We start from the raw sequence: 11,378 nt of genomic DNA on the forward strand, positions 1-11,378 counted from the left end.
CCTGTTCCCTTCGGAAGCCAACCGCCTAGAGGCGTCGAAAGAAGCCCCAATTCAGAAGTCGAGATCGTGTTTCGACCCGATGATCGGTTCCCAATCCTCGGAACAGGATCGAGGTCGGCGTCGCCGGGTACCCAGCCCGCGGCTACGCCCTCCCCGGCGGCAAGACCCTGACGATCGACTTCGCCAGGGCCGGATTTCTGACCCGGGGACGGCCGCGCAGGCTTGTCGCGGACCGGGACTCTGGTAGACCCTGAAGCCATTAGGTTTGATTTCATATTGCAGGGGGGTCCGCCGCCGGGCTTTCCGGTGCGGGCATATTCAGATTGAACAGGGACGAAACGCCCCCGCAGGCCCTGCCTGTTGCCCCGTCGGGCGACCCCGGATTGGCCAGCGCCGCCATCTCACAAGCCGGCCCTGAAGCCGAAGCCCGGGAGGCCGAATACGAGGCCTTTGTCTGGGACAACCTGAGGCGCAACTACATCGGCAACTACCTGCACGGCATGCTGGGCATGACGGGCTTCCGGCTGATCAACGCGCCGACCTTCATGCCGGTCTACATCCACATGATTTCTGGCTCGAACACCATAGTGGGGCTCGCCCAGGCCCTGCAGCAGGTCGGAGGCATTATTTCGCCGATCTTCGGCGCCACTGCCATCGAGCACCGCACCAAGGTCATGCCCGCCGCCCTCTGGATGGGCGGTCTCGGCCGCGTCCAGATCATCGGCATGGCCCTGGCCGGCTGGTTCCTTCAGGGACAGTCCCTGGTCTACGCCATGCTCGCCCTGCTCTTCCTGTTCGGGGTGTTCATGGGCGCCCAGCGGGTCGTGTTCGGCATGCTAATGGCCAAGGTCATTCCGCTCAGCCGGCGCGGGAGGCTCCAGGCCTGGCGCAACGCCACGGGGGGCTTGATCGCCGCCGTCCTCGCCTGGGTGGCCGGCAAGTACATCATCCAGCCAAACCTCTTCGGTCACGGCTACTCCGTGACCTTCGCGCTCGCGGCCCTATTGACGTCATTGGGCCTGTGGGCCCTCCAGGTCCTGCTGAGGGAGCCCGAGCCCCCCAACCTGCCGCCAAAGGCGCGCTTCCGGGACCGCGTGAGGGATTTCCCGGCCCTGATCCGCTCCGATCCGGGATACGCCCCCTTCCTGCTGGTGCAGATGCTGACGACGGCCAGCCGAATGGCGGTGCCCTTCTACGCCATCTACGCGACCTCCTCGACGGGCCTGTCCGGAGCCGTCCTCGGCCTGCTGGCCCTGGCCTACCTGGGCGCAGACACCGTCTCGAACCTGCTCTGGGGCTATCTCGGGGACCGGACCGGCTTCCGACTCGTGCTGCTGATCTCTCTGGTCATCTGGATCGGAGCCACGGCGATCCTGCTGGGCTTGCACAGTCCGGCGTCCATCTTCCTGGCCTTCTTCGGGCTTGGCGCCGCGCAATCCGGGTACATGATGGCCGCACAGACCATGATCCTGGAGTTCGGTAACCGCGAGGAGATGCCGATGCGCATCGCCATTTCCTCATCGGCGGAAGGCATCACCTCCTCCATCAGCCCCATCCTCGGGGGACTGGTGGCGGACGCATTCGGATATCCTGCGGTCTTCGGGATCTCGATCGGCTTCCTGATAATCAGCCTTGTGGCCCTGGTCCTCCTGGTCAAGGAACCGAGGCACAGGCAACCGGCCCGGGTCTAGATCCTGATCAGGGCAGGCGAAGCCTGTAGACGCCCTTGAAGGTCTCGGCATCGGCCGGCTTTCCATGGCGCAGGATGACGATCTTCCCCTGTCGGGCCAGACCCTTCGCGGCCCCCCGGACGTGCCCGGTCAGTCGCCGCCAGTTCTCGGGGTCGGCGGCCCGCGCCACCTCTTCGGAAGAGGCTGACTTGCCCGGCGGCAGGGCCGAGACGAAATCGAGGATCACGGCCTCCATGTCCACGGCCATGCTCAGCCGCCCCGCTTGAGGGTCTCGCGGGCGATGATCACCTGCTGGATCTGGCTGGTGCCCTCATAGATCCGGAAGATACGCACATCCCGGTAGAACCGCTCGATCCCATAGTCAGCGATATAGCCGGCGCCGCCGAAGATCTGCACCGCCCGGTCCGCCACCCGCCCGACCATTTCAGACGCGAAGTACTTGGACGCCGCCGCCTCCATGGTGACGCTCTCGCCGGCGTCGCGCTTGCGGGCGGTCTCCAGGGTCAGGGCCTTGGCGGCAAGGGACTCGGTCTTAGAGTCGGCGATCATCCCCTGGACCAGCTGGAACTGGGAGATGGCCTGGCCGAACTGCTTGCGCTCCGAGGCATAGGCGACGCAGTCGGCGATCAGGCGCTCGGCGACGCCGACACAGACGGCGCTGATATGGAGACGGCCGCGGTCCAGGACCTGCATGGCCACCTTGAAGCCCTCGCCCTCGCCACCCAGGCGGTTCTCGACGGGCACCCGGACATTGTCGAAGACGACATCACAGATGTGGGCGCCCTGCTGGCCCATCTTCTTCTCGGGCTTGCCCACCGACAGGCCGGGAAGGTTTCGCTCCACCAGGAAGGCCGACACCCCGCCGCCGCCAGGCTTGGAGGGATCGGTCCGGGCCATGACCGTGAAGAGGTCGGCTTTGTTGGCGTTGGTGATGTAGCGCTTGGCGCCGTTCAGGACATAGTGGTCGCCCTCGCGAAGGGCCCGGGTCTGGACCGCAGCGGAGTCCGACCCGGCCTCGGGCTCGGTCAGGGCGAAGGAGGTGATGATCTCGCCCGAGGCGATGCCCGGCAGGTATTTCGCCTTCTGGGCGGCGTTACCGAACATGACCAGGCCCTGGGCGCCGATCCCGACATTGGTCCCGAACGCCGAGCGGAAGGCCGGGCTGGTCCGGCCAAGCTCCAGGGCGACGAGGACCTCCTCCTCCATACCCAGGTCCAGGCCGCCATATTCAGCCGGGATGGAAAGACCGAACAGACCCAGGGCCTTCATTTCCTCGATCACGTCATCCGGGATGGCGTCATTCTCGGACACCTGGGCCTCAAGGGGCCGGAGGCGTCCGGTGACAAAGCGGCGGACGGTCTCGACGAGCTGGTCGCGGGTTTCGGCATCAAGGGCCATGGCGGTCTCCCTCTGGTAGGGTTCCGTTCTAGTGCGGGAGCTGGCTTCGGACCAGCACGGAAGCGGAGAAACCCCCGTTGGAAATCCACCGCCAACATACTAAGTTGACGCCAGCGTCATGAATTTGCGTCCAAGGTCCGATAGACCGATCCTAGGGCGGTCTGATTTGGGAGAGACAGACGATGAGCGACGGTAACCTTGATCTTGCGGCCGAGCACCGCGCGCTGGCTCAGGCGATGGACCTGGAGACCTTCAGCCCGGCCCAGCCCGATCTCTTCCAGAACGACGTCATGTGGGCCTACTTCGAACGCCTCCGGAAGGAAGATCCGGTGCATTTCACGCCGGACAGCGATCATGGGCCCTACTGGTCGGTGACGAAGTACAACGACATCATGACGGTAGACACCAACCACGAGGTGTTCTCCTCCGAGGGCGGGATCACGATCTTCGATCAGATCGGCGGCGAAGGCCCCCTGCCCATGTTCATCGCCATGGATCCGCCGAAGCACGACATCCAGCGCAAGACCGTGACCCCGGCGGTCTCGCCCACCAACCTCGCCCTGCTCGAGCCTGAGATCCGCGAACGGGCGGGGGCGATCCTCGACAGCCTTCCGATCGGCGAGCCCTTCGACTGGGTGGACAAGGTTTCGATGGAACTGACCGCCATGACCCTTGCCACCTTGTTCGGGGTGGACCAGGCAGACCGGCGCAAGCTGACCTACTGGTCGGACGTGGTCACCGCCGCCCCGGGCCGCGGGCTCATTGATACGCCCGAGCAGAAGATGCAGATCTTCATGGAGTACCACGCCTACTTCACGGGGCTCTGGAACCAGAGGGTCAACGCCGACCCGACCGGCGACCTGATCTCCATGCTGGCCCATGGAGAGGCCACCCGGGACATGAGCCCCCGGGAGTACTTCGGAAACGTGGTCCTCCTGACCGTTGGCGGCAACGACACCACTCGCAACACCATCACCGGGTCGGTCTACGCCCTGAACAAGAACCCGGACCAGTACGCCAAGCTGCGCGCCAATCCGGACCTGATCCCGTCCATGGTCTCGGAGACCATCCGCTGGCAGACCCCCCTGGCCCACATGCGCCGGCGGGCGCTCGCGGACTTCGAACTGGGCGGCAAGACCATCCGCAAGGGCGACAAGGTCGTCATGTGGTACGTCTCCGGCAACCGGGACGACGAGGTCATCGAGAACGCGGACGCCTACATCATCGATCGGCCCCGGCCCCGCCAGCACCTATCCTTCGGCTTCGGCATCCACCGCTGCGTGGGCAACCGCCTGGCTGAGCTCCAGTTGCGGGTGATCTGGGAAGAGATCCTGAAGCGGTTCCCGGAGATCGTCGTGGTCTCCGAGCCCCATCGGGTCTGGTCGAGCTTCGTGAAGGGCTATGAGTCCATGCAGGTGATGATCCCCCGCAAGCTCTAGGATCGGGCTGCGGCGGAGTTCCCCCTCCGTCCCGGGGCTTTCGCCCCGGTCCACCTCCCCCAAAGGGGAGGAATTACCGCCTAATTGCTCCCCCAAGGGGGAGCTCCGGCCGGAGGCCGGTGAGGGAGTCAGCTGAGATGCCGTTGACCCCCTCCGACGCGCTGCGCGCGCCACCTCCCCCTTGGAGGAGGAATTGATGCTCTCATTGCTCCCCCAAGGGGGAGCTGTCAGCGAAGCTGACTGAGGGGGTCAACGGCGGTTCAGCTCAACGTCAAGGGTCAGCCCAGCTTGCGCCGGAAGAGGCTGTTCAGCCGCTCCCAGTGACGTTCCGCGGCGGCCTTGTCGTAGACGGGGCGCTGGGGGAAGGCGAAGCCGTGATGGGTGCCGGGATAGGTCTCCACCTCAGCGTCGACCCGGTCGGCCTTCAGCGCCTGAGCAAGGGCCGCGACAGTCTCGGGAGGCGCCCAGACATCCTCCTCGGCACAGGCGTAGTAGAGCTCCGCCCGGGCCAGGCGGGACGTGAGATGGGGGCTATCCCCGGCCTCGGTGACCAGTTGGGTGCCGTAGACCGAGGCCGCGGCGAAGACCCGCTCGGGGTGCCGGACGGCGAGGCTGATCGCGTAGCGGCCGCTCATGCAGTAGCCCACCGCACCGACCCGGCTGGCGTCCGCGGCCGGGTCCGCCCCGGCAAAGGCCAGGAGCCCCTCGGCGTCGGACATGACGAGGTCGATGTCCAGGCTGTTCATCAGCTGGAACATCTGCTTGCGGCCGGGGTGTTCCGGATCCGCCGAGATCGGGCCGATCTCCATGACCCCGGCCCGGTAGTAGAGGTTGGGCAGCAGGACATAATAGCCGCCGCTGGCCAGCCGCCGGGCCATGTCACGGAGTTCCTCCCGGATCGCCGGCGCATCCATGAAGAAGATGATGACCGGATGCGGTCCGCCCCGGTCGGGATGGACCACGAAGGTCGTGGTCGCCCCGTCCCGGGTGGCAATGTCGATCTGGCGTTCAATCATGGTGGGCTCCTCGGCTCGGACGTCAGGGGATCAGGGGATCAGGGAATAAGCAGGCAGGACCGCGCAAGGGAGACCCGGGTCAACTCCCGTCGCCGGGCGAAGGTCTTCATGGCCTCGGTGGTCGGATCCCGGCTGGCCTGCCACTCGCCGAGGTCCCGGTACCGGGTCATGAGCAGCAGCCGGCGCGCGCCCTGGCCGAGATCGGTTTCGGAGGCCTCGGCCAGGAAAAGACCAAAGATCCGGGCCTCGAAGCGCGTCTCGAAATCGGGCCAGGCCTCCACCGAAAGGGCGACGAAGGCCTCGACGGCGTCGGCGTCGATGTGAAACCAGTTGTGGACATAGACGCCGCCCTGCACGGGTGCCGCTCCGGCGACGGGCCGGGCCGTGGCGGACAGGCGCGTCCTCTGGACTGAAACCGCGCCCTCGGTCCGGGCGACGGCCAGGGCTGCCTCCGCCTCCAGGGCCGGAAACAGGGTGAGGACGGTGTTGGAGGCATAGCCCAGCAGGGGCGAGAAGACGGCCACGGGCGGGACCGCCGACGCCTTCAGTCGCGCGGCCATCAGGGCGACGGCCTCACGCTCCCGACCGACGCCGAACTCGAGATAGTCATACATGCCCCGCGCCCTCCCGGCCGGCCTGAGGACTCAGAAGTTGGCCCGCTGGGAGATGGCCCCGTCGACCACGAGATTGACCCCCGTGGTGAAGGCCGAGCGCGGGCTGCAGAGGAAGACCGTCGCGGCGGCGATTTCCTCAGGCGTGGCCATCCGGCCCGTGGGATTGCGCTTGAGCATCTGCTCGAAAAAGGCCGGCATGCCCGCCTTGACGTTTCCCCAGACACCCCCCTCGAAGTAGACCGTCCCTGGCGAGACGACATTGCAGCGCAGGCCCCGGGGCGCACCTTCCCGGGCCACCCCCTTGGCGAAGTGGATCTGGGCCGCCTTCATGGCGCCGTAGGCCGAGGGCGCAGTCGCCTCGGCGGCGGAGATCGACGAGATGAGCACCACCGCGGAGTCGCCGGTCTTCTGGGCTGAAGCCTCCAGGAAGGGGCGGGCGGCGTCGAGGGCATTCACGGCGCCCAGGATGTCGATCTCGAACATCGCCTTCCAGTCCTCGGGACGGGCGCCCTGGACAAGGGCGCTGGCGTTCGAGACCAGGATGTCTAGCCCGCCCAGTGCGTCTGCCGACGCCTTGACGAAGGCCTGCAGGGCCGCGCCGTCGACAATGTCCACGACCTGTCCGAAGGCCTTGACCCCACGGGCCTGGAGAGCCGTGACCGTCGCGGCGACTTCGTCGGCCTTGCGCGCGCAGATGGCCACGTTCGCACCCTCGTCCGCGAGGAGGTCAGCGATCGCCCGGCCGATGCCGCGGGTGGCCCCCGTCACGATGGCATTCTTGCCCTTGAGTCCCAGATCCATTTCGCTCTCCCTGACGGGGGCGCGCATTCCTTGTGGCGCGGCCCGGTTCAGGCGCTATGTAAACCCACCGACCGGGAAAGCCGAGATGCTCGACACGTTTGATCCGCGACTCGATGCTGATTTTCCCGCCGTGGATCCCGCCATCCTGCGTGCGCGGCTGGCGCCCCTTCTCCCGGCCGGCGGCTTCCTGACCCGCCTGGAGGCGATCCGCCCCTATGAGAGCGACGGCCTGCCCGCCTACCGCGCCCTTCCCGCCGCCGTCGCCCTGCCGGAGACGGTGGAACAGGTGGCCGAGGTCCTGAAGGCCTGCCGGGATCTCGGCGTCCCGGTGGTGGCCCGCGGCGCAGGCACCGGCCTCTCTGGCGGCGCCCTTCCCTTCCCGGGGGGAGTCCTTCTCGTCATGTCCAAGTTTTCCCGCATCCTCGGGATCGACCCGGTCGCCATGACCGCCCGGGTCCAGCCCGGTGTCCGCAACCTGGCGGTCTCCGAGGCTGCGGTGCCCCATGGCCTGTTCTACGCCCCGGACCCGTCCTCCCAGCTTGCCTGCTCCATCGGCGGCAATGTCGCGGAGAACGCGGGGGGCGTGCACTGCCTGAAATACGGCCTGACAGTGCACAATATCCTGTCCGCCCAGGTGGTCACCCTGGACGGCGAGATTCTGACCCTGGGCGGGCCGGCAAGCGACGCCGCCGGCTACGACCTGATGGCCCTGTTCACGGGTTCCGAAGGGCTCCTGGGCGTGGTCACAGAGGTGCTCCTGCGTCTCCAGCCCCTGCCCGAGACGACCCGCCTGATCCTCGCCGCCTTCGACGATGTCGGCCGGGCGGCCGGGGCCGTGGCGTCCATCATGGCGGCGGGCGTGGTGCCGGCAGGGCTTGAAATGATGGACGGCCCGGCCCTTCGGGCGGCTGAGGACTTCGCCGGTGCGGGCTATCCCCTGGATGCCGCGGCCATCCTGCTCTGTGAGATCGATGGCCAGGACGAGGACGTCATCGAGGAGATCGAGCGGGTCTCCGGCCTCCTTCGGGAGTCGGGCGCCACCGAGGTGCGCGTCGCCCGCGACGAGGCCGAGCGCCGACGCTTCTGGGCAGGCCGCAAGGGCGCCTTCCCGGCCATGGGACGTCTGGCACCGGACTATTACTGCATCGACGGGACCATCCCGCGGAAGTCCCTGCCCTTCGTCCTGGCCGAGATGGGTCGGCTGGCGGAGGTGCACGGCCTGGGAGTCGCCAATGTCTTCCACGCTGGCGATGGCAACCTTCACCCCCTGATCCTCTACGACGCCAACCTGGAGGGCGACCTGGAGAAGGCCGAGGCCCTGGGCGGCGCCATCCTTGAGCTCTGCGTCTCGGTGGGCGGCTCGATCACCGGCGAGCACGGGGTCGGCCGGGAGAAGATCAACCAGATGTGCGTCCAGTTCACCCCGGCCGAGGTGAATGCCTTCCACGCCCTCAAGGCCGCCTTTGACCCAAGGGGCCTGCTCAATCCCGGAAAGGCCATCCCGACCCTCGCCCGCTGCGCCGAGTACGGCGGCATGCATGTCCACAAAGGAGCCCTGCCCTTTGCCCACCTCGAACGGTTCTGACGCCGACCTGACGTCGGCCCTGGCCGAGGCGGTGCGGGGCGCGGCGGCGGACCGGACTCCGCTGGAAATCCGCGGGGGCGGGACCCACGCCGGGATGGGCCGGCCCGTGTCCGGAACGCCGCTGGAGATGGGCGGGCACCGGGGCGTGGTCGCCTACGACCCGGCCGAACTGGTCCTGACTGCCCGGGCGGGGACGCCCCTCTCTGAAATCGAGGCCGTGCTTGCGGAGAACGGCCAGATGCTGGCTTTCGAGCCGCCGCGCCTGGGATCTGGCGGAACCCTGGGCGGCGCCGTGGCCACAGGACTGTCGGGGCCCCGGCGGCCCTTCACCGGTGCTGTGCGCGACTATGTCCTGGGCGCCCGCATCCTGAATGGCCAGGGCGAGGTCCTGCGGTTTGGCGGTACGGTCTTCAAGAACGTGGCGGGGTTCGACGCCTTCCGCCTGATGGCCGGCGCCCATGGGACCCTCGGCGTCCTCCTCGACGTCTCCCTGAGGGTCGTGCCTCGTCCCGCGGTGGAGGCCGCCAGGGTCCTGGACCTGGCCTCGGGGGCGGCCCTCCAGCAGGTCGCCGACCTGATGCGCCGTCCCCTGCCCCTGTCGGGCGCCTTTCACGACGGCCGAAGGCTGCACCTTCGCCTGTCTGGCGGGCGCGCGGGCGTTCAGGCCGCGACCACCCGGATCGGCGGCGAGGCGGCAGATCCCGCTGACTGGGAAGCCGTCCGGGACCTGACCCATCCGGTTCTCACCCGGGGAGAGGGCCTGTGGCGGATCGCCCTTCCCCGGACAGGTCCGGCCGGGGAGTTCGCCGATCTGCCCTGGGACCAGGGCGGCGGCGTCCGCTGGCTGGCCGCGGAAACGCCTCCAGCCCAGGCCTGGGACCAGGCCGCGGCGCTTGGCGGACACATCGAGCGGGTGCGCGGAACGGCGGGGTCGGCCTTCCAGCCCCTGCCGCCCGCCCTCCTCGCCCTGCACCGCCGTATCAAGGCGGCCCTGGATCCTGACGGCCTCTTCAACCCTGGCCGGATGTACGCGGAGGTCTGAATGCGCACCCGCCTGCCCGAAACCCTCGCCGGAGGGGCCCGCGAGATTGCCGAGACCGCCCTGAGGGCCTGCGTCCACTGCGGCATGTGCAATGCCACCTGTCCGACCTACCTGCTCACCGGCGAGGAGCTGATGGGGCCCCGGGGCCGCATCTACCTGATGAAGCAGGCCCTGGAGGGCGAACCCGTAACCGACCTGACCCGTGAGGCCCTCGACGCCTGCCTGGGCTGCCGGGCCTGCGAGACCACCTGCCCGTCGGGCGTCCAGTACCACCGCCTCTTCGAAGTCGGCCAGGCCGCCGTCCTGGAGGCCGCGCCCCGGCCTGCGGCGGGACGCCTGCAGAGGGCCGCGATCCGGGCCCTGGCCCTGTCGCCCGCCTTCGGGGCCCTGTCCGGCCTGGGCCGCACCCTGCGCCCACTCCTGCCCGGCAGTCTGCAGGACAAGGTCCCGCCCGCCCCGGGGTCGACCCACCGGCCTCACGCCCGACACGCGCGGCGAATGGTCTTGCTGACAGGCTGCGTCCAGTCGGGGGCCGCCCCCCACTTCAACGCCGCCGCAGCGCGTATCCTCGACCGGTTCGGGATCAGCCTGGTGGAGGCGCCTCAGGCGGGCTGCTGCGGCGCCGTGCCGGGCCACCTGGACGCCCGCGATCAGGCCCGGGCCCTCGCGCGCCGGAACCTGGACGCCTGGACCCCCCTCCTGGAGGACGGTGCCGAGGCGGTGCTCGTGACCTCGTCAGGCTGCGGCGCCTACCTCCACGACTACCCCGACCTGCTGAGGGACGATCCGGCCTACCGGGACCGGGCCCGGCGCCTGGTGGATCTCGTGCGCGACCCGGTGGAGGTGCTTGAGGCCCTGCCCCTGGAGGCGACAGTGCCGCCAGCCTACCCCCGGATCGCGGTCCACGAGCCCTGCTCCCTGCAGCACGGGCTGAAGCTGGCGGGGCGCATCCCCACCCTGCTTCGCCGGCTTGGCTATGATCCCCAACCGGTGGCGGACGGCCACCTGTGCTGCGGCTCCGCCGGCGCTTGGTCGCTGCTGAACCCCGATATGGCCGGCAGGCTGCGCGACGCCCGGATGGAGGCTCTGAACGCCGGGGCCCCTCAGGCCGTCTACACCGCCAATATCGGCTGCTGGATGCACCTTTCGGCTGGTGCGACCGCCCCTCTCCGCCACTGGCTGGAGGCTGTTGAGGCGGTCCTGCCTCCCGCGCGTTGACAGGCCCCCCAGCCAGTCGTCTTCTGTCACTGGAGAGATGGCGGGGTAGCCGCCACTTGCGGGAGGAGATCGGCATGGCGGACTTCGGAGCTCAGGACAACACCGCCTTCCGGGCCGAGGCCAGAGCCTGGCTCGAGGCCAACTTCCCACCGTCCCTGAAGAACCGCCAGGACATCGCGGCTTCCGAGGCGCCCGTGCCCGTGGAAGGGGACTACGCCCTCTGGAAGGCGCGCATGGGCGAGACGGGCTGGGGCGTTCCGACCTGGCCAGCGGCCTATGGCGGCGGCGGACTTTCGGCGGCGGATGCCCGCATCCTGCGCGAGGAAATGGCCCGCATCGGCGGCTGGAACCCCATTGGCGGGATGGGCGTCATGATGTTCGGCCCGACCCTGCTGGAGTACGGGACCGAGGAACAGAAGCAGGCGCACATCCCCCCCATCGTCCGGGGCGAATTGCGCTGGTGCCAGGGCTATTCGGAGCCCGGCGCGGGTTCGGACTTGGCCTCCCTGCAGACCCGGGCCGAGGACAAGGGCGACCACTTCCTGATCAACGGCCAGAAGATCTGGACCTCCGG

11 protein-coding genes are annotated in these 11,378 nt (G+C 68.5%); 6 read left to right on the forward strand and 5 right to left on the reverse strand.

Going from position 1 to position 11,378, the window contains the following annotated elements; translation table 11 throughout:
• The first annotated feature begins 323 nt into the window (after nucleotides 1-323).
• Complete coding sequence (locus tag WCJ52_RS08050) at nucleotides 324-1,691, forward strand: MFS transporter (protein ID WP_336902790.1); 1,368 nt, start codon at nucleotides 324-326, stop codon at nucleotides 1,689-1,691.
• A 7-nt stretch (nucleotides 1,692-1,698) separates the two neighbouring features.
• Here WCJ52_RS08050 and WCJ52_RS08055 read toward each other — a convergent pair whose 3' ends face one another.
• Together WCJ52_RS08055 and WCJ52_RS08060 are read right to left on the reverse strand one after the other, a co-directional pair.
• A complete protein-coding gene (locus tag WCJ52_RS08055; protein WP_336902791.1) occupies nucleotides 1,699-1,938 on the reverse strand; it encodes a DUF3253 domain-containing protein in 240 nt (79 codons plus the stop codon).
• 2 nt (nucleotides 1,939-1,940) lie between these two features.
• Nucleotides 1,941-3,089, reverse strand: coding sequence for an acyl-CoA dehydrogenase family protein (locus WCJ52_RS08060; RefSeq protein ID WP_336902792.1), 1,149 nt, complete (start codon nucleotides 3,087-3,089; stop codon nucleotides 1,941-1,943).
• Nucleotides 3,090-3,271: 182 nt separating this feature from the next.
• Between WCJ52_RS08060 and WCJ52_RS08065 the strand changes: the two genes are divergently transcribed.
• On the forward strand, nucleotides 3,272-4,528 hold the full coding sequence (locus WCJ52_RS08065) for a cytochrome P450 (RefSeq protein ID WP_336902793.1): 1,257 nt from the start codon (nucleotides 3,272-3,274) through the stop codon (nucleotides 4,526-4,528).
• A gap of 278 nt (nucleotides 4,529-4,806) precedes the next feature.
• Here WCJ52_RS08065 and WCJ52_RS08070 read toward each other — a convergent pair whose 3' ends face one another.
• From WCJ52_RS08070 to WCJ52_RS08080, 3 genes are read right to left on the reverse strand one after another with little or no spacing between them, the layout of a single operon-like run.
• Nucleotides 4,807-5,544 carry a dienelactone hydrolase family protein gene (locus tag WCJ52_RS08070; protein ID WP_336902794.1) on the reverse strand — a complete coding sequence of 246 codons (738 nt, stop codon included), beginning with the start codon at nucleotides 5,542-5,544 and terminating at the stop codon, nucleotides 4,807-4,809.
• Nucleotides 5,545-5,582: 38 nt separating this feature from the next.
• Complete coding sequence (locus tag WCJ52_RS08075; protein ID WP_336902795.1) at nucleotides 5,583-6,158, reverse strand: hypothetical protein; 576 nt, start codon at nucleotides 6,156-6,158, stop codon at nucleotides 5,583-5,585.
• 30 nt (nucleotides 6,159-6,188) lie between these two features.
• Nucleotides 6,189-6,959, reverse strand: a complete 771-nt coding sequence (locus WCJ52_RS08080; RefSeq protein WP_336902796.1) for an SDR family oxidoreductase — start codon at nucleotides 6,957-6,959, stop codon at nucleotides 6,189-6,191.
• 85 nt (nucleotides 6,960-7,044) lie between these two features.
• Here WCJ52_RS08080 and WCJ52_RS08085 point away from each other — a divergent pair, with 85 nt between their 5' ends.
• From WCJ52_RS08085 to WCJ52_RS08100, 4 genes are all read left to right on the forward strand, one after another.
• Entirely contained in the window at nucleotides 7,045-8,544 is a 1,500-nt protein-coding gene (locus WCJ52_RS08085) for an FAD-linked oxidase C-terminal domain-containing protein (RefSeq protein WP_336902797.1), read from the forward strand.
• Nucleotides 8,522-9,586: a glycolate oxidase subunit GlcE gene (gene glcE, locus WCJ52_RS08090; RefSeq protein ID WP_336902798.1), complete on the forward strand. Its 1,065-nt coding sequence runs from the start codon at nucleotides 8,522-8,524 to the stop codon at nucleotides 9,584-9,586. Before WCJ52_RS08085 ends, glcE begins: the two co-directional genes overlap by 23 nt.
• Complete coding sequence (gene glcF / locus WCJ52_RS08095; protein WP_336902799.1) at nucleotides 9,587-10,804, forward strand: glycolate oxidase subunit GlcF; 1,218 nt, start codon at nucleotides 9,587-9,589, stop codon at nucleotides 10,802-10,804.
• A gap of 74 nt (nucleotides 10,805-10,878) precedes the next feature.
• Nucleotides 10,879-11,378 (forward strand): acyl-CoA dehydrogenase family protein (locus WCJ52_RS08100; RefSeq protein WP_336902800.1); only part of this gene is annotated, 500 nt, incomplete at its 3' end.

Origin of the sequence: Phenylobacterium sp. (assembly GCF_037138395.1) — a bacterium.
Classification (GTDB): Bacteria; Pseudomonadota; Alphaproteobacteria; order Caulobacterales; family Caulobacteraceae; genus Phenylobacterium.